We start from the raw sequence: 20,316 nt of genomic DNA, 5'->3' as shown, positions 1-20,316 counted from the left end.
AGTACATTAATATAAGCAATTATCGACTGTAAACTAAATTGTTATTCAATCAGCAGTGAATGCTCAAGTCTGCTTAAATAGACCCAACAATGCTTCAAAAGCCTAGGGGATTCCCTGATTTATTATAGATACAAAAGCCCCTGTCGGAATCAACCTGAAAAGCACTCAATTTTGAAGCGTCAAACAGTTAAGTCCTTACATGGCATCTTTAATTGTATTGATGCTGAATACCTTGCGCTTCAGCAAATAAATGGTTGGATATTAATCTATGTAGTATGAGCGGTAATACAAGTTACAGGGTGCGGGGTACCAATACCCTCATGATAATTATCCTTTTTTTGATTTTAGGTGTCTATTCGTGCGTGGCGCAGCAAAAACAGCGAATAAATGTAATAGGGAATGAAACCTCTTTTGGCATGCATCGCTTTTTTGCGGAAGGTGACGGTGCATTGATAAAGAAACTGAATGCCTTTAGCAACGGTGTATCTACAGGTATTTATGCAGGTAATAAATTGGTCAATACGCGACTGCGTATCGGTATGTACAGTACTACAGCACATGTTGAGGGTGAATTGAGAATATTGGAGAACGATTTGTTAATTGATGTTTATCCGTTTGAGTTCTTTAGAACGCATACAAATATATTGGATGTTTACCTTACAACCGGACTAAGTCACCACGCATTTTCGGAGAAGAATGCTATAAAGCCAGGTTACATAAGCACGAGAGAAGCAGGCTTGCCTTCATCCAGAACCTATCAGGTAGCCGGCATTGGTTTAATACATTTGCCACCACGCTTTAATCAGACCACTTCCTTTTTTGCAGAAGTATTGCTTTACAACGCTATTACCTTTAGTAGCAGCCCTGAGTCGAACGTTTTTATTAATGTGGGTGTAAGAAAGATCGTAGCGAGATTGAGACGTGATAGTTATTAATTATTTTAAATTTTACATTAATCTCGCTTTTTGAGATGGTAGTGAATCGCATGCTCATCTCTTTCGAATTAATAGATTTGACATCTTGACATAGTATTTTAAATATGCTTTAAAAAGATTTATGTAAGAGTAGTATACAGCATTCCTCCCGTACATCCATTTGCTCACAAAGTTTTGTGTCAGTTTAGTAAAGCCGTGTATGTTACTGATATTTGAGATAAAGGATAGCTATCTCTGGATTAGATAGATTGTTTATTTGATTTTTTAGATTTTTTATGTTTTAACAATATCTTTATTAAGATTTTGTTTCTAAGTTTTAAAGTAACTATTTTGTAGTTCCTGAACTTAGATGGGCAACTCCAATCATCAAATGGATATAGAATTTGAACGGTTGTTCAAGTCGAACTATATGGCAATGTATAGGTGCGCATTCACTATTTTAAATGATGTTGACACAGCCAAGGATATCGTTCAAGATGTATTTCTTAAATGCTGGGATAAAAGAGACACCCTTCACACAATTGAAAAACTGTCCGGCTACTTTATAGTGGCAACAACTCATACTGCCTACAATTACCTCCGTGACAACAAACGTAAAGCTAAAACAGATAGTGACTTAGATAAAGCAGAGCATATAATGGCTGCTGTAAGCGCTCAACATATAGAATATGTAGAGTTGGAGTTGGCCGCCAAAAAAGCCATTGAACGGTTACCAATGCAGTGCAAAACCATCTTCCAGCTCAGCAGACAGGAGGGATTAACTTATTTGCAAATTGCAGAGGCGTTAGAGTTATCAGTCAAAACAGTAGAAAAACAGATGGGCATAGCCTTGGTTAAGTTGAGAGAATCGCTAAAGCCATTTATGGTTATCGATTTTGTAACTTTACTGGCGACCTTTCATGGAGGCTATTTGCTTATAATAGATCTTTTTGAACCCCTGGCCTTAATGACTTAGGGGTAAAGTGGTTAATATGTGTTAATAGAGCAAAAGTTTCCATCTAGTGAGCATGAGTGACCGGACCGAACAGTATTATTGGGATTTGATAGCTGCTAAGTTATCTGGCAATATTTCTGCTGAGGATAATTCAATTTTGAGCCAATGGTTGGATGATTCAAAAGCCAATAGAAGGATTTTTGCAGAAGCAGATGAACTTTGGCAGAAGACTCACAATAAAGCACATGTTAGGGGCTATCCTGATATTCATCAAGAGTGGCTGGTATTTCAACAAAGCATACAACAACAATCAGAAAAAAGTAAGCCTAATGTCATTAAAAATATCCCCCGCTGGTATAGGACATTGGCAGTTGCTGCCAGTATTTCCATTGTCTTCGCTATGCTTATTTTTGTTTGGCAACAATCAAAAACTAACTGGACAATCTACCAGGCTCAAGATTTGGTAATGACAATCATTTTGCCAGATAGTTCAGTAGTCTGGTTAAATCAAGATAGTGAACTTAAGGTCAATAAAGATTTCACTAACAGAAAAGTGGAGCTAATGGGGGAGGCTTATTTTCAGATCAAACGAAACGAGAAATCACCCTTTGTAGTAGAAACCTGTCATGCCTTTATTAAAGTGCTGGGTACTTCTTTTAACGTTAATGTGAAGGACACCATCAGTATCGTTTCAGTAATTAGTGGAAAAGTACAAATAGAAGATTCAGATAATCACGAGCAGGATTTAATTGCATTAGAGAGGGCGACTGTAAATAGCAACTCTATTTATAAGGAAAAGTTATCGCCTACAACTTTTCTAGATTGGCGGCTTATGAATAACCCCCAGTACAGTGATGAGGTCAATAACGTGTTACGCTATCTAAGTGTGGATTATACCTGGAAGAAAAATAGTATCAATAATTCTGTGCTCGAAGGCTCTCTTCGTAACAACGCTATGCTCGCTGAATACGATTCAATTTTATTGGAGATTCAATTCAGCAGACCTAATGGAAAAGTTGTTAAGACAAGCCTATTACTTAAAGAGCATTTAAAACCCGGCAATAACCTAAACTTTAGCAGACGGTTATTTGATGTATTCTCCAAAACAGAAGACGTTAAAGTGAAAATCGTTTCGGCCTCCGTCAGGGATTAAAAATGACCTGGTTATCTCTTCTTTTTTGAATTAAAAAAGCAACAAAACTATTTTATTTCTTACCTGCCGATTATCTAAGGACTAACCCTACTTTACCTGTATTCGTATTTTTTTCAATCCCGTTCCCTTAAAACCGTTCAAATTGGTTTAAACATTACATGAGGTTCAATAAGCCTGCCTACGCATCTTTAAAAAGCGCTTAGGGGTATAGATGTGAATTTGTGTTATGCTTATAAAACTGCCTTGTGCAGCCTAAACCTATGCTCCGTTTACGATTAATATTCTCTTGTGCAGTACTATGTTTGATTTCCATTCAAGCACAAGCCCAATTTTTTGATAGTCTAAGTCGACCAGCTTTATGGATTCGTCCTGACCAAGGGGTGATTAACACAAACCAATGGACTGATGTAAGTGGTAATGGTCATCATGCGCTTTTTGTCCCCCCCCTTCCTGCTACCACAATCGCTAGCATCAATTATCACAAAACGATACAGTTAAATGGCACTGACCAATTACTGAAAGCACCTGTAAACATGGAAGAACTTGCGGAGCTTGCTATACTTTGTGTTTTTCAGAGTGCAGATACCTTGGAACGTACTATTTGGAGAACCGCAAATGCTGAAACCCGAAAAATTGATCTGAGCACCAGAAGAGCAACCGGCCCGGATTTGATAACCGACATGTATGGTAAATATGAGAATGCTGCCTATCTCAATACGATTTCTCAAAGCTGGGATAAGTCCACGCCTTCGTCATTAACGGGTAGTTTTGAAATAGGAGGTGCAGACATGGCTACTGGTAAACGCATGTTCAAAGGGTCGATTGCCGAATTGCTGATTTTTAAAAGAGCCCTCACTTTTCTTGAACGTGCACAAATAGAAACTTATCTGGCTATTAAATATGGTGTCAGTGTGCAAGGCCATAACTATGTAAGCGCTTCTCAAAAAGTATTGTGGTATACCGATAGGAATGTGGCCTACAATAGAATTGCTGGTATTGGCAGAGATGATGCCTTTTCGCTTTATCAGAAACAATCGGCTAGTGCGTATGATTCTGGAATGGTCGTGATGAGTCTTGGTAGTATGGCTGCTACTAATACCCAAAATACATCAATACTTCAAAATGAAAACTTTGTGTTGTGGGGTGATAACAGGAAGCCTCTTCGATTAACACCCGGTACAGGTAGTGATTCGGTTCTGAGTGTTACTGAAAGAAAATGGCGTGTTAGTGTAAACGGTAATGAGATTAAACAAAGAACCGTATCGGTTCATATCGATATTTCACGCTTACCACAAAGCGAATCAGGGTATTGGTTGGTGATAGACAGAAGTGGAATTGGAAATTTCAATATTGATAATCTGGAGTATGTAATTGCCAGTAATGTAGCTGGAGGTAAAGCCACTTTTAATGTAATGTGGGATAAGGATGGATCAGGTCAAGACGATTTTGCTATTGCTGGCGCTAAAACATTTTTTGCCATTGCAAGAACACTTAAAAATCCGTTGTGTACAGATGAAACAGCAGGCGAGGTATCCATTGAAGTAATTGCAGGAGAAGGGCCTTTTCAGTATACCTTGAGTAACACTAAAGATGATTTAGTAAGAGAAGGCAGGATAACAGCTAAGATTAAAGCCGAGTCAGCCTTGACTGCAGGCGATTATACTTTAGTTATGCGTGATGTAGATGGTTTGACACTTAACAGAAATTTTAATTTAATAATGCCAGATGCCTTATACATTGATGCAGGCGAGGATCAGAAATTGACAAATGCTACGGAGATAATCTTAGATGCCAGCAGTAGTGTGCCCGATACAATAGCAGTGAGCTATTTATGGCAAAATAATTTTGGATTCTCATCTGACGAAACTGCCATACGCGTTACAGAGTCGGGGATTTACAGGGTAACAGTAACTAAAGAAAGTGATGGTTGTGCATTTACAGACGAGGTAGTTATCAGTGGAGCAGAAGAACAGCGTCTGGCGGTATACCCAACAGTAGTAAGAAGCAATTCTTCTTTTACGATTAGTGCTTCCTTACCACAGGCTGGTAATGTTCAGGTGGTGATTAACAACACACAAGGGCATCCAATAATGACTTTCTCTGGCACTGATCAGTTGGAGTATCAATTTAATGCTTCAATAAACACAGCTGGTTTGTATGTAGTGGTTATTCAAACACCCATGGGCATAGAAAGCAGGAAGGTAATTGTGCAGTAGAGCACCAATGACATACTGTCAATAAATAGAAAATAGAAATTAGTATTCAAATAATATATAAGGTCGCATGACTTCACAACGCTTAAGTTTCATTGGTCTTCTTTTTATTATCGCTTTAAAGTCACTGGCAGGAGCAAAACCCACTGCTGTAGTAAAGCAACATTTTCCTTCCCAACAGCAGGAGGGTCTAATCGGGATTACTGAGGCATTGCCAATAGATAACCCTGCTGATAATATTTTTCACATTGTTCTTGATACTGAACTTTGTGCAGAGGATAAAGTTTGGCTTGTATACGAATTAGATGGTGTGCAAGATCATACCGCTGTATCACGTAGTATCAATGATCAGCTTGCCATTGGAGGGTACTTGGTGAAAAAGCGCAGAGGTTGGGCTTTGCAGCGTGAAGAATTAAATGGGGTATGGCTAAAGCAGGGTGATAATACGATAAGATTTACACTACCTGCGACTGCAAATCATAGTTACCGTGTAAAGAATTTGCGGATAGAAGTTGAGAAGGGAGCAATCAGTAATGAAGAAACTCAAATAGTCTTCAATAGACCATCTGAATTTCACTACCAGAACAAAGCCTATGTTAAAGGATTTGTAAGGGGTGACGTGGCAGCGGTGCGGATTGATGGCAAAAACATTTTATTTAAGGGAGATGTATTTGAAAGCTTAATTGACCTGAAACAAATAGAAAGCAATTGTTCAGTTGATGTGGAGGTAGTTGGTTTTGATGGTAGTTCCTATTGCCACTCAGTAGTGTTTTCAGAATTGGCGAACGCTGATTATGTTTTCACCCGCGATGGTCTATACTACGAAACAGAAGATTTCTTTACTAACAATACACAACAAAGTATTGAATTGAGAGGAGCAAGGTTAACTGCAGAGGAAGGTTCACTCCAGGCACCTTCCTTCCTTTCCATTACTACATTAAGAGATATAGACATACCAGCACTTGATGCAGGGATGGTAAACGTAACAGGCGGACACCAGGCATTTCGCTTCCTGCCCAACGGCACACAGTTTGGAAAAGAGATTAAACTGACTATCCCATTTGATACCGATCAAATACCCGATGGCTATACAGAGCAGGATATAAAGTCTTATTATTTCGATGAACAAAATCACCACTGGGTGGCAGTGCCTACTGATACGGTAATGCTAGAGAGGGGTTTGATCGTATCAAAAACCAATCACTTCACCGATTACATCAACGCCATTATTAAAGTGCCAGAATCGCCTGAAGTAGAAGCTTATAATTCTACTTCCATGAAAGGCATCAAAGCGGCTAACCCAACAGCAGCTGTTAACCTGATCAATCCACCGCAAGCAAACAATACCGGTAGTGCTTCTCTGGGTTATCCAATTAACATTCCAACTGGTCGTGCAGGCATGCAGCCACAACTGGGCATTAACTATAACAGTGGTGGCGGTAATAGTTGGATGGGCTTGGGTTGGAATTTGACTATCCCTTCTATCAGCATCGATACTCGCTGGGGTGTGCCTCGCTATGATGCTACTAAAGAAACGGAAACCTATACAATGAATGGTGAGCAATTGACCCCGCTCGCACACAGAGAAACATTAGTAGAGCGCAATGCTTCTGGTTCAAAGCGTTTTTATCCACGCGTTGAAGGGGCCTTTAATAAAATTGAGCGATTTGGTAATACGCCAGAAACATACTATTGGGTTGTCACAGATAAGAGTGGAACAAAATATTTCTATGGAGCTATAGGCGGTAATGGAAACGGCCAATTTGATAAAGATGCAGTGCTCCGAACAGATGAAGAAAATGATGGGGGTAATGTGGCGCAATGGTGCTTACGTGAAGTGCGAGATTTGAACGGAAATACAGTAAAATATTATTATTCGAAGCCTGTAGATGTTGGCGTGAATGGTGGATCCGTAAAAGGATATCAAATATATATTGAGCGTATCACCTACACGGGTATGCAGGGAAGTGATGGAGCTTATTCTGTTTTATTTGTTCGCGAAAACGGCAGGCAGGATAAAATCATTATGGCTAACCTTGGCTTTAAGCAGGTAACTGGCGATCGTCTGAAAAAGATTGCTGTCAAATTTAATAGCGATGTTATCCGTAGCTATGAATTTGATTATAGTTATGGGGCCTTCTATAAAAGTTTGCTAAAGGCAATTAAAGAATTTGATTCTGAAAATAATCTATTCACAACACACATCCTTGAATATTATGATGATGTAAATGCGAAGGAAGGTTATGTGCCATTAATGGATGAAGAAGTCTTGACAACCCATTCGGATGATGTTAACGGAGGCTTTTTAAACAAGGGCGCAGACTTTAATGATAAAGCATCTGCCTTGAGTGGTACGCAGTCGCGCACTATAGGGGGTGGCTTGTCCGTTACGGTAGGCCCAGGAGCAAACTTGTTTTCCAAAACCAACTCAGCGGGTATAAGCTACAATTACAATAACACGCGGAGTGAGGGTCGTGTACAAATGCTCGACATCAACGGTGACGGACTTCCCGACAAAGTGATTATGTTTAAAAATAATAATGACAGAAGCCTTATGTACCGTCCTCAGACCAGAGGAGCAAATGGTAGGACTACATTTGGTACACTTAGGCCGGTTAGTGGCATTAATCAATTTCTGAAAGAAGTAAGTAGTTCAAACGACTTTGGACTGGAGTCTCACTTTGGTGTTTTTGCCGGAGTGAATTATACACTTACAAAATCAACCACTTCTATTTATTTTACTGATGCTAATGGTGATGGTTTGATCGATATAGTGAAAGATGGCAAAGTGTTCTATAACAGACTGGATGAAAATGGAGACCCCGATTTTTTCGATTCCAGTGAAGGCACACCTAATGAAATCAATACAGGTGCCGGATTGGATAAAGATGTGTTTGCAGTGAGTGAAGATGAAGTTAATCTGATAAAGGAACAAAACCCGCTGCAGGATATGGTGAGGTTGTGGCTGGCACCCTATAATGGAACCATCCGTATACAGGCACCAGTAACCTTGCTGCAGGATTTTTCTGAAGAGCGTGCCACTTACACCACCGCAGATGGTGTAAAAGTTTCCATTCAATTGAAAGGTGATGTATTATGGCAGGACTCAATTGCAGCAGATTATTATTTAGCCAAAACACCATTGGGCCTTGCTAATATTCAGGTGAAGAAGGGTGATAAACTTTTTTTCCGCGTGCAATCTAAAGAAGATGGTTCGTTTGACCAGGTGCGCTGGAACCCTATTATTGAATACACACAGCATAATGATACACTACGTGATGCCAATGGAAAACACGTGTATAGGTTCGAAGCAAAAGATGATTACTTGTTGACCTCCCATGGTGGATTGTCCTTCCCCATAGCCGGTAAGGTGAATATCGAAGGACTTTTTATCAAACCACGCACAACCGATAGTGTTACTGTGGAAGTACTATTGAAGCAAAGCACTACTTCTAAAGTGCTCCATCGCTCAAAATACCGAGGTGATACACTCGTTACCGTTCCGGTAGCGATGAATGATCTTGTGGTAAACCAGGACGATGAGGTATACTTCACCGTTTCGTCTTCATCAAACATCAATTGGCCCACCCTTCAATGGAGGCCACGCATGTACTATACTGAATCATACGACACAACCGTAACTGATGTAAGAGATGAAGAAGGGCGTTATTTGATTAATTCATATCCGACCCCACAACTATCCCTCTATCCGGAAACCGTAGTCAGGTCGCTGGAGTGGCAATCAACAACTACGGATACTATTCAGATTACACCACGACTGATTTTTAAAGAGAAGAATGTAAACGGAGATATTGCCTTCACTGTTAAAAGCGCAGACTCTTTATTGGCCAAATTCCTTCTTGCAGTAAAGGATAGTGTAGTAACAGATAAGCTTACCAAAGCCTATCCCGTATCTAAGAAAATATATGTTAAAAAGGGAGATAAACTGTATTTTGAATATCATACCCAAATAAGAAAGGTGGCTCTCACTACTTTGAATAATGATGTTGTACTTGAATCGGATACTCTTGGAAAGAAAACGGTAACTGCTGGTCTGCATACAGTACTTGATCCGGCACTAATCATTTTTGGCCCCCTTTACAGACAGTGGGGATTCTTCTCGTACCGTGGTAATGATCCAAACAAAAGTTTTCCTATTGACCAGTCTAAATTAAATATAGATAATCTCAACAAGCCACAACCACAAGTAGACCTAAGTCAATCTACCTCTGAAGAGGACATGGAAGGCACCTTTGATTCATCAGGTGGAAATCGTGCTAATAAAAATGACTTCGCGTTGATGTACCCGGATGCAAGAAAATTGCGCTGGATGGGTAATGACGATTTAGCGTTCATTCATGCCGATACATTGAGCAGTTCCCGCATGGGCCTTGACCAGATATCCTCTTTGTTGCCGGAATTGTCGCAAGGAGATGGCGGAGTTGGAGGTAAGGGTTATGCAGTAGATAAAATAACAAAAAGCAATACAACATCTCTTGCTGTAAGTGCTGGTATTGGTGGCAGTGCCTCTACAGGAAACAGCAGAGTAATTACAGACTTCGTAGATATGAATGGTGACCGCTACCCAGATATTTTAGGTGAGTTTAAGATTCAATACACAAAATCACAAGGCGGTTTTGAAGAAGCATCTAAGTCGCATGCCTGGGAGTTTGGTCATCGTACCAAATTATTATCTGGTGGAGTAACGGTTGGTGGTGATTTTTCTGGTTCGGGTAAGGAGGCAGGCGGTAATCCTAAAACCTCTAAGTTTTCTGCCCTGGGTAAGGCCACAAGTTTTAGCGCAGGGGCCGTGTATAGCGATGATAAGGCAGAGTATTCGTGGGTGGATATTAATGGAGACGGTCTTCCTGACCGGGTAAACGTAACGGAGAACAAAGTAAATCTCAATCTGGGCTACTCTTTTGCACCCGCTGAAAGCTGGGGTAGTTTTCAGTTGCGTCATGGATCCAGCTTAAGTTTGTCAGGAGGCCTTGGGGTAAACATAGGAAACAAAAGCTGGCAGGCAGGTGTGGGCTACTCGCGCTCCGACAACTACGTACATGAGGCTTTACAGGATGTGAATGGTGACGGGTTGGTGGACAAAGTGGTATTGGACCGAGAAGAGGTACTTGACTCCAAAGAAGTAAAAGTCTATTTTAATACAGGCAATGGATTTGCAACTAATGCAGTAACCTGGGGTGATGATATAAATCGCTTTGGTAAAGGGGTTTCCACTACTTGGTCAGCCAATACTTCGTTTACGTTTGGTATTCCACTCGTACCTCCTGTCATAGTAGCTAGAATTAATTTCAACCCGAAGGTGAATTACAGCCAGAGTTTTAATCGTGAGAAGATACAATTATCGGACATAGATGGTGATGGCTATCCCGACTATCTATTCTCGGACAAAGACGATGAGCTTATTGTACGCAAATCAACCATTGGCCGCACTAACATGCTCAAAGAAGTAAAACGTCCGCTGGGTGCAAGCTTTACCTTGAACTATCACCGCATTGGGAACACCTACGAAATGTCTAATAATGTATGGGTGCTTGACAGCGTAAAGGTTTTCGATGGATTTGCTGAAGATGGTATAGATACCATGCTTACCACCTATGCTTATGAAAATGGTTATTACGATCGCCACGAACGTGAGTTCTATGGTTTTGAAAAAGTAATCTCCCGAACTCACGATACCAGTAAAGATGAAAAGCCTGTTTATACAGTAGTAACTCAAACCTTTAACAACGATGATTACTTTAAAAAAGGATTGTTATTTTCGGAAGTAATGACGGATGGCCTAGGCAACAAGTATGTGGAAAAGGAAAATGAATATTCGTTAAATGATGTAAGAGTCGGTGTAAAATTCCCGGCACTTACCAAGACAGAACAAAAATTCTTCGAAGGACAATCATCAGCTGGTAAAAGCACCAGCATGGCCTACCAATACAATGCTATTGGTAACGTAATAGCTTATGCCGATAATGGGGATGAAGGAAGTGAAGATGATTTAAGCGCTTTGATTGCTTATCATGATATTGACGCTTTGTACATCAAGGGTACACCTAAGTCAATTGTCGTTACTGGAAACGGAACTACCTATCGCAAGCGTGAAACAGTCATTGACCCTGCCACAGGTGATATAAAACAAATCAAGCAATATCTTTCTGATAGTGAAGTATCCGTACACGACATGGAGTACGACACCTATGGTAACCTAACCAAGATTATTCGCCCGGCAAACAGCAAAGGCCAGCGTATGGTATTTAACTACGAATACGATCCAACCGTATTTACATACACAACCAAAGTAAGTAACAGCTATGGTTATAGTTCAACGGCCACGTACGACTTGCGCTATGGTAAGGTATTGAAAAGTACGGATCTAAATGGCAATGAAATTACTTACGAACTGGATGCATTAGGACGGATACAAAGTGTTACCGGACCTTATGAAAAAGGTGGCACCAATAAAACAATCGAGTTTGAATATCATCCTGAAGCGCAGATACCTTGGGCTCTTACTAACCACTACGACCCCGCCAATCCTAAAAACAACATGCAGACTTCCATCTTTGTAGATGGTTTAGGTAGAGTATTGCAAACCAAAAAAGATGCAGCCATTTACGATGGAGAAGGAAAGGCCGATAAAGAAGTAATGGTGGTGAGTGGAACAGTAACTTTTGATGCCTTCGGTAGAACGACCAGCGTTTTGTATCCAATAACAGAACCTATAGGCACACCGGGTAACTTTAATCGCGAAAAAGACGATCAGAACCCTACTACCACCGAATACGATGTTCTAAACCGTACCATGAAAGTAACCTTACCTGATGGCGCAGTAACTACGACAGCTTATGGTTTTGAGAATGACCGCAATAACAAAAAGCAATTCAGTACTAAAACAACCGATGCGAATGGTAAGCAAACCGAACAGTTTACCGATGTGCGTGGACGGGTAACTGCTGTAAAAAATTATACAAGTAGCGATCCTGTATGGACAAGCTTTAAGTACAATGCCATTAATGAGCAGATAGAGGCCATCAATGATTTAGGGCATACTACTTTTAGTAAGTATGATAACTTTGGCAGACGGATTGAGCGCAAGCATCCGGATACGGGCATTACTCAATATAGCTATGATCTGGCAGGAAATTTAACTGAGTTAGTTACTGCTAACCTAGCAAAACAAGGTGGAGCCATTTCCTATAGCTACGATTTCGAGCGCCTTACAGAAATCATCTATCCGCAAAATCCCGAAAACAATGTAAAGTATAAGTATGGAGAAATGGGGGCTTCCGACAATAGGGCAGGGCGTATTGTTACACAGGAAGATGCCAGTGGAGTACAAGAGTTTTTCTATGGACCATTAGGGGAAGTAGTAAAGAACATTCGTACTGTAATTATACCACAGCATGACGAACAGACTTACACAACGGAGTGGACTTATGATACATGGAATCGCCTTACTGGTATGGTGTATGCTGATGGCGAAAAAGTAGACTACACCTACAACGTTGGAGGGCTCCTGCGCAGCATGAGCGGGAAGAAGAAAAATGATAACTTCGCTTATGTAAACCAGTTAGGTTACGATAAGTTTGAGCAACGCGTCTTCCTGGCTTATGGAAATGGTACCAAAACCACTTACACATATGAAGAAGACAGACGTAGACTCAAGAACATGACGGCACAAACAACGGCTAAGCGTTTGTTTATGGATAATGCCTATGCATACGATAAGGTAAACAACATCCTCAGCCTTAAAAATAATGCAGCCATACCAAGTGCAAACTTAATGGGCGGCACCAGCGAGTACAGCTACAACTATGATGATTTGTATAGGTTAACAAGTGCACAAGGTTCATACAAAGGCGCTAATGATGAGCATACTTACACACTGGGTATGAGTTACAATAGCGTGGGAGGGATAACACAAAAAATACAAAACCATCAACGCAAAGGGCAGGAACAAAAGAAAACTACTTACAATTTAAACTATACCTATGGAGAGGAGCAACCCCACGCTCCCATTCATATAGGCGACCAGACATTTGTATATGATGCCAACGGAAACCAAGCCGGTTGGATCAGCGATGTGAGCGGCCAGCGCAGGCAATTGATGTGGGATGAAGAAAATCGTATAAGAGCCATCCAGGACAATGGTTCAATCTATCATTACATCTACGATGCCAACGGTGAACGCGTATTAAAAGGAAAGAGCACAGGCCAGCGTGTATTTGTAAATGGTGAGTGGAAAGCAGGCAGTGGGGGCATGGGGAATTATACTGTTTACGTAAACCCTTACCTGGTATTAAAAAGTGGTGGTTACACCAAGCATTATTACATCGAAGGGCAAAGAATAGTAAGTAAACTAGGGAGTGGCATCGATGGCAATGGAAAAGGCCCGTTAAAAGCTGGAGGCAGCAACATTGATTATGCCACCAAAGGCCAGCGCATTTTCGATGGCATAGTGAAGAATTTGAAGTTTTTGGGAGCTGATGGGCAGATACTTACTGCAGGCAAGAGCGGTAAAGTACCACCCGGTCAGATAAAGGGAGTAGGTAGTACTAGCACAGCAGAATCCTTCCGCTACTTCTATCATCCCGATCATTTGGGTGGTACTTCGTATATTACCGATGCTTCGGGAGAAGTGTACCAGCATTTGGAGTACATGGCTTTTGGGGAGACGTTCGTTGAAGAACACAGCAACACTGAAAGAACGCCTTACCTCTTTAATGGTAAAGAACTAGACGAAGAGACTGGTCTGTATTATTATGGAGCAAGGTATTACGATGCAAGGACAAGTGTGTGGTTGAGTGTGGATCCGATGGCAGACAAATACCCTCAAGTAAGCCCTTATATTTTCTCTGCTGACAATCCTATCAACCTTATTGACCCCAATGGTCGAGAGCCGGTACCGTCAATTTATGGTTTGAATCCATGGTTCAAGTTAAAACCAACACAGTGGTATTCTACTGCCGGGGTTTACGATAGTAAAACATTCCACGCTGCAGCTATGTATAGTACTGCTAATCTAAGATCTGATGCATATCAATCAGTATATCAACGAAATGCATACTATGGTTGGGCTCAAAGTCAAGCAGATGATAAAGGATATGGTTCTAAATGGTTTGGGGCGGCTGAATTGGTAACAGGATTTAGAGGCGTAGGTGGTTCGGAAATACCAGATGGAGGAATGTTTTCCAGCTCATCAGTAGATAAATTTCTTCAAGGTGGAAATGAGTTTTTATTTGAACATAATATGAAGAATGCAAAAGACTTATTGGATGACGGTAAACTTTCAGGAGGTTTCGTTGATGCTAATGGGAATAAACAATCTTTTGAAGGTTTAACAGGCATAGATTTAGATAATAAAATGGTTGAATTTGAACAATCCAAAGTCCAAGAATATATTAATAATTACAAAGGGAATGACTTAGATTCAATAATATCGGGAATTAACGATTTAATGAGTAGTTCGCTTGGACCAGGCGCTGTAAAAGATGTAATGAAAAAAAGCTTCAATGGTGGTAAGTCTTTCAATTTCATGAGCTATGAAGACAGAGTTAAATTAGGCCAAGAATTAATTAAGAAAGCACACAATGAATAAAGCAATAAGTTTTTTTATCCTATATATAAGCCTGTTCCTATTAGAAACACTAATCAGTCTTAGTTTTCTAGTATTTGTTGCTTTATTTCAAGATGGATTTGATTTCTTCTTTATAAGAGGTGCTTGGCGTGACACTGGTTTATGGAATTTTTGGAGGATACTATTCTATGGATTGCCTTTTATTATCTTTTATTTTCTATTATTTAAGCATGTAAGAAATATCAGATTAATCAAGTCGTTATTATTTTCTCTCTTTAATTTACTCACTTACATTTCCTTTTCTGTTCTATCAATAGCTATTTGGGGTAATAATGTTCCGCTTCCACCAGAGGGAATTATGTTCTGGATAACCTGTTCAGCGATATTTTTGAGTCCTATTATCTTATGGCAAATACCCTATTATAAAAAGCTAATGGAAGTTTTATAACTACTACTATAAAATAAATGTACCAAATATTTTAGCTGTAAATTCAACTTACACTGGTCGTAGGGTCTCCCTACGACCACATAAATTAAGTGATATGCAATAATGGTGTCGTTAAGATCACTTTCTTGAGTTATAAATTGAGATCATTAACAGAAATGAAAATAAACTTCAATCTGCTATTAAATCAGATAGATTGAAATTTTAAAGAACCACTGTATATAGATTATGTGTACAAAAACTAAATTGAGAAAAGAATATATAGCAATTAACTTTAAAAAAAAATATTTATGAAACAATTTCTTCCTCCTATGAAACAGTTGAATCTTGTATTTTTAGTATTAATGATCTCTATGTCTTTGTCATGTAGCGATGACAATAATCCATCAATAAGTACCGCTATTGTTGGTAAATGGGAAGCAACCAAAGAAGTGTTAACCGGTTGTGATGATACTAGCAGAAACGGAACTAAAGATTGCCCAGGATTTATTTTCTGCTACTCTTTCGAATTTAAAGCTGACGGAACGTATACCAGATATTTTACAGCTTCAGGAACTCCAATTGATGAGGGTGGATATATCATTGACGGACCCCAAATTTCAATCATATCTACGGGTGTTTCCGAAATAGATTATGGTTTCCAATTAAAAGGGTCAACAGAATTGCTACTGACCAACGAAGACTCTTACCCGTGTGTTTATACTTACCATTTCACCAAAAAAACTAACTAGATATACTCGGTGTTCAAATTTATGAATGTGAGTTTTCAAAAAATTTATGGCTGTAGCGTTTAATCAGTATTGAAATAATAACTATCATTTTAAACGCTTGAATTTTTTAAAATATCACCTTTTTAAATGAGTTACAGTTAAACTAGTATATTTTATTAATCCTATTTGAATCAAACTTCATAAATTTCTTCCTTTTGAAATTGACAATTAATGGTTCGTCTATGGTACTAAGCAATAAAGCTGGTAACAACACTTCATCTTGTACATCAACCGAGACTTTCATGAAAATATAATTATATTGAAAGATTTCCATGATTTTTTCTAACGTATGGTGAACGTCTGTGGCCAGCGACACTTATAAAATTAACTCAACTTACAAAATATATACGCAGTTGTAATTTTTCTATTTAATAAAGCGCTCATCAGTAAAATTTTTAAACTTAACCAGCATGATTCGAATCTTATACTTTATTCTTTTATGCATTAGCATTTTTTTTGTTTATCCATTTTCAAGCTTAGGTCAGTCAGGGTCAACTTTGCAAGTGGGACAAATGATAAAACAGACCATGAAAGAAAGTTGGGCTGATGTTGAACCGATTGGACAAGACGATCAGGGGGTTTATTACTTAATGCTTCCCTATACAGAAGTTATGTCAGGCATCGTAATTGGTGATACTGATTTCTACATTTCTTTAATAAATGAAAAAGCAGAGCTAGTAAAGAAAACACCTACTAAATTTTTGGTAGATGGGAAACCATCGCGTTATGAGTTCACACAAGAAATAGGCGGAAAGATATTGTTCTTTACAACAATGGAAGATAAAAAGGCTAAAACTGTCACTTTTTTTTCGCATGAGTTGGATAAGAAAGCTTTGCAGCTCATCAACACAAAGAAAGTTGTACAACTATCCTTTGCGCAAATTAAAAGGGAATATGAACGTTCTAGTTTTAAAGTTGAACTATCACGAGATAAATCAAAAATGCTTATTTCCTATAGTCTTATAGATGATGAGAATAGTATTCTCACTTTTGGGTATGTAGTGCTGGATGGTACAATGAAAGAAATTTACAAATGGGCTGGAAATCTGGATATGTCGGATGGTGTTTATCTCTTCGATCAGTTCAGAATCAATAATAAAGGTGAGGTTTATCTTCTTACGCGGTATTTTCAAAACTCTAAAGCGCTTAACAAGAATACCGCTATGAAGAAAGCAAATATTCTTTCTTCAACACGTTCTATGGAAATTGAGGACAATTACGAACACCGGGTTGTTAGGTTCGAGAGTAATGGAGCCACTAAGATTATTCCTGTAACCAATAGTAATAAATTTTATACAACACTCGATATCGAAATTGCCGGTGACGGAAGCCCCATACTTATTGGCTTTTATGCACCAGAAGGAACATTACCTTCAGGGGCTGTATGTTTGAAAGTAAATTCAAAAACCAATTCGATTTCAGAAATAAGCACGAAAGAATTTGGAAATCAATTTCAGTTACCGAGCGATATGTCAATAAAAAATAACGGACTAACAGCAGGTGAGGATCAATATCGCAATTATAGATTTATACTCAGCGACATTCAGTTTAATAAAAATGGAGGTTATACGTTAATTGGGGAAAGAACTGTTACGCAAACAAAGAGAAATGGTAATGTATTCTATACTGTAAATCATCAAGACGATTTAGCTGTAGTAGATGTCACGTCTACCGGCACAATTCAGGCAGTGCTTAAAGTAAATAAAAGCCAACAAGCAGTTGATTTTGAAATATTTAATTCATCTTATTTTTATGCAGAGCACAACAATAACAAGCTTATTGCTTTTTCCAATCTCGGAAAAGGAGGAACTAACGAAAGTGTCTTGATCAGAATTTCCCCAGATGGTAAACAGACCAGAGAAGTAATGTTCAGTACGAAAGATGCAGAAATAACTATTCGCCCAAAAGATTGTCAACTATATAAGAGTAATAAACTCATCCTTTATGGTCAGAAGAACAATAGGTATGTACGCTGGATAGGCAAACAGTTGTAGACAAGGGAGAATTCTCTTTTGCTATTATTCTTCTTCCTATTTTGATAAATCACCTCCCTGTTTGTAGTTAGCTATCACACTACACCCAGTGGAGGTTTTTTGTTATTTAACAAGGCCTTCTTACGAGGCTTCACTTTCTTGTATTTATCAGCATAGCCTGCTCAATCTTCCTATTCAACTGATAAAAAGCCTCCTAATACTCACTTTTATCATCAAAAAGTACGTCAACCGAAGCACCTGGTGAGGTTAATCCAGGCTTCCCATTGCTAAATCCAACCCATTTTTGCCCTAAAATGGCATAAAGTGGTAAGTTTTCCTTAAAAAGTGTAAAAAAGTGTAGTAAAGTGGTGGAAAGTGGGTAATTTTTCCTTACGTTTGTTTAGGAGAAAAAGACAACCACTACGTCTATGACCTTCTTTACCAGTGAGTATGAGATTAAGCTTGATGCCAAGGGCAGACTGGTTCTGCCTGCCCGGATCAAAGCCCAGCTGCCCGATACGGACAGCCAGGAGCTTGTGATACGGAAAGGCTTTGAGCAAAATCTGATCATTTACCCCATGGTAGAGTTCAAAAAGGTGTTCGCTAAAATTTCAGGATTAAGTGAATTCAATGAAGAGTACCGCAGTCTCCAACGGAACTTCTTTGCTGGAATCGCCACGGTAGAGATGGACAACAACGGTCGCATACTCTTACCAAAAAACATGCTCACCTACGCCCAACTCGACAAAGATTTAATGTTGGTGGGTATGGGTAATCGTGTTGAAGTCTGGAATCCTACGCACTACGAAAAACACCTGATCCAAGATCCAAGTGAGTTGTCTAAACTGGCCGAGAAACATTTGATAGAGTAGGAATGAAGAACAGAAGCTTCGAGTTACGAGTTGCGAGCTTCGAGTTTTTCGAAAAGAGTTTACTACCTATTTAATCAAATGCTATGAAGGATTTTAAGAAACTCAAGATATGGGTGAAAGGAATGGAGATTGTTAAGCAAGTATATCAATTGACAAGTGAGTTTCCTGAATTGGAAAAATTTGGTTTACGAACTCAAATGAACAGAGCAGCCGTATCCATTCCTTCAAACATTGCAGAGGGTAGTGCAAAGCGAAGCGACAAAGAATATATAAAGTATCTAGAAGTTTCATTGGGTTCAGCATATGAATTGGAAACACAAATACTGATAGCAAGCGAAGTAAGTTTTGGTAAAGAGCAGCTGAGGGAGTCACTGCTAAAAGAGATTGACGAGGAGCAGAAGATGCTTCAGAGTTTCATTAGAAAAATAGAAGGTAATGAGTAGCAAGGAGCAAGAGGCTCGAAGCTCAAAGCCCGAAGCTCAAAGCTACCATAGGCCCGTCATGCTTAACGAGTGTATTGAGGCACTGAACATTCAACCGAATGGCATTTATGTAGATGCAACATTTGGTGGGGGTGGACACAGCATCAAAATACTCGAACATATTAAAGAAGGCAGATTGCTTTCCTTCGACCAGGATGATGATGCGAAACGGGAAGCAGAAAAGATAAAGAGTCGTTCTTTTACATTTTGTCATACCAACTTCATGTACTTAAAAAAGTATTTGAAGTTGAATGGAGTTACCAAAGTGCAAGGCATACTGGCCGATCTGGGAATTTCATCGCATCAGATCGATTCACCTGAACGCGGTTTTTCAACCCGTTTTGATGGACCCCTCGACATGCGCATGGACCAAAAGCAGTCAGTTACTGCGGCCACCATAGTAAATGAATACAGCGAAGCAGATTTGCACAAGCTCTTCGGCATGTATGGTGAGCTGAAAAATGCTAAAACTGCTGCACGCATGGTAACGCAACATAGAGTTAACAAACCCTTTGCCAGAACGGAGGATTTAAAAGCTGCATTGAGTAGCATAGCCCCCCGTGGTAAAGAGAACAAGTATTTCGCCCAGGTGTTTCAAGCGCTTCGCATTGAAGTAAACGAAGAAATGAAAGCACTCGAAGATTTTTTGCACCAATGTGGCGAGGTGATAGAGACAAAAGGCAGACTGGTAGTGATGAGCTACCACTCGCTGGAGGACAGGATGGTGAAGAACTACATCAACAAAGGGAAGGTGTTTGGAGAAGTAGAGAAAGATTTTTACGGGAACGAGATCAAACCTTTTGAAGCAATCAATCGCAAACCGATTGAAGCAACAGAAGAAGAGATAGAACAAAACAAAAGAGCAAGAAGCGCGAAATTGAGAATAGCTGAGAAGATATAGTTGTTCGTTGTTAGTTTTTCGTTAATGGCGATCAACAAAAAACGATCAA

Annotated in this window: 10 protein-coding genes; all 10 read left to right on the top strand. The window is 39.5% G+C overall.

Features of this window, described 5'->3' with window-relative positions; translation table 11 throughout:
- The first annotated feature begins 275 nt into the window (after positions 1–275).
- The 10 genes from ACO1XM_RS07785 to rsmH all read left to right on the top strand — a co-directional run bounded on the left by ACO1XM_RS07785 (position 276) and on the right by rsmH (position 20,267).
- The gene (locus ACO1XM_RS07785; RefSeq protein ID WP_486227570.1) at positions 276–935 is read left to right on the top strand and encodes a hypothetical protein; all 660 of its coding nucleotides are present in this window, start codon (positions 276–278) and stop codon (positions 933–935) included.
- A 370-nt stretch (positions 936–1,305) separates the two neighbouring features.
- Complete coding sequence (locus ACO1XM_RS07780) at positions 1,306–1,890, top strand: RNA polymerase sigma-70 factor (RefSeq protein WP_486227568.1); 585 nt, start codon at positions 1,306–1,308, stop codon at positions 1,888–1,890.
- A gap of 52 nt (positions 1,891–1,942) precedes the next feature.
- Entirely contained in the window at positions 1,943–3,022 is a 1,080-nt protein-coding gene (locus tag ACO1XM_RS07775; protein WP_486227566.1) for a FecR family protein, read from the top strand.
- A gap of 260 nt (positions 3,023–3,282) precedes the next feature.
- Positions 3,283–5,238 carry a DUF8202 domain-containing protein gene (locus ACO1XM_RS07770; protein WP_486227564.1) on the top strand — a complete coding sequence of 652 codons (1,956 nt, stop codon included), beginning with the start codon at positions 3,283–3,285 and terminating at the stop codon, positions 5,236–5,238.
- A 67-nt stretch (positions 5,239–5,305) separates the two neighbouring features.
- Positions 5,306–14,845 (top strand): SpvB/TcaC N-terminal domain-containing protein, encoded by a 9,540-nt coding sequence (locus tag ACO1XM_RS07765; protein WP_486227562.1) that lies wholly within the window; start codon positions 5,306–5,308, stop codon positions 14,843–14,845.
- A 714-nt stretch (positions 14,846–15,559) separates the two neighbouring features.
- Complete coding sequence (locus ACO1XM_RS07760) at positions 15,560–16,000, top strand: hypothetical protein (protein WP_486227560.1); 441 nt, start codon at positions 15,560–15,562, stop codon at positions 15,998–16,000.
- A 566-nt stretch (positions 16,001–16,566) separates the two neighbouring features.
- Positions 16,567–18,033, top strand: coding sequence for a hypothetical protein (locus ACO1XM_RS07755; protein ID WP_486227558.1), 1,467 nt, complete (start codon positions 16,567–16,569; stop codon positions 18,031–18,033).
- Between the two features lie 407 nt (positions 18,034–18,440).
- Positions 18,441–18,884: a division/cell wall cluster transcriptional repressor MraZ gene (mraZ, locus tag ACO1XM_RS07750; RefSeq protein WP_486227555.1), complete on the top strand. Its 444-nt coding sequence runs from the start codon at positions 18,441–18,443 to the stop codon at positions 18,882–18,884.
- An 83-nt stretch (positions 18,885–18,967) separates the two neighbouring features.
- Positions 18,968–19,327: a four helix bundle protein gene (locus tag ACO1XM_RS07745; protein WP_486227553.1), complete on the top strand. Its 360-nt coding sequence runs from the start codon at positions 18,968–18,970 to the stop codon at positions 19,325–19,327.
- Positions 19,320–20,267, top strand: coding sequence for a 16S rRNA (cytosine(1402)-N(4))-methyltransferase RsmH (gene rsmH, locus ACO1XM_RS07740; protein WP_486227552.1), 948 nt, complete (start codon positions 19,320–19,322; stop codon positions 20,265–20,267). Before ACO1XM_RS07745 ends, rsmH begins: the two co-directional genes overlap by 8 nt.
- Positions 20,268–20,316: the final 49 nt, after the last annotated feature.

The sequence above is a fragment of the Chryseotalea sp. genome (genome assembly GCF_057350905.1).
This window is presented reverse-complemented; position numbering and strand designations above follow the sequence as displayed.

Bases quoted from the DNA above. Each gene is read 5' to 3' on its own strand.
- ACO1XM_RS07780 (WP_486227568.1), top strand. From the start codon at position 1,306: ATGGATATAGAATTTGAACGGTTGTTCAAGTCGAACTATATGGCAATG.
- ACO1XM_RS07745 (WP_486227553.1), top strand. From the start codon at position 18,968: ATGAAGGATTTTAAGAAACTCAAGATATGGGTGAAAGGAATGGAGATT.
- mraZ (WP_486227555.1), top strand. From the start codon at position 18,441: ATGACCTTCTTTACCAGTGAGTATGAGATTAAGCTTGATGCCAAGGGC.
- rsmH (WP_486227552.1), top strand. From the start codon at position 19,320: ATGAGTAGCAAGGAGCAAGAGGCTCGAAGCTCAAAGCCCGAAGCTCAA.
- ACO1XM_RS07785 (WP_486227570.1), top strand. From the start codon at position 276: ATGAGCGGTAATACAAGTTACAGGGTGCGGGGTACCAATACCCTCATG.
- ACO1XM_RS07760 (WP_486227560.1), top strand. From the start codon at position 15,560: ATGAAACAATTTCTTCCTCCTATGAAACAGTTGAATCTTGTATTTTTA.
- ACO1XM_RS07755 (WP_486227558.1), top strand. From the start codon at position 16,567: ATGAAAGAAAGTTGGGCTGATGTTGAACCGATTGGACAAGACGATCAG.
- ACO1XM_RS07765 (WP_486227562.1), top strand. From the start codon at position 5,306: ATGACTTCACAACGCTTAAGTTTCATTGGTCTTCTTTTTATTATCGCT.
- ACO1XM_RS07775 (WP_486227566.1), top strand. From the start codon at position 1,943: ATGAGTGACCGGACCGAACAGTATTATTGGGATTTGATAGCTGCTAAG.
- ACO1XM_RS07770 (WP_486227564.1), top strand. From the start codon at position 3,283: ATGCTCCGTTTACGATTAATATTCTCTTGTGCAGTACTATGTTTGATT.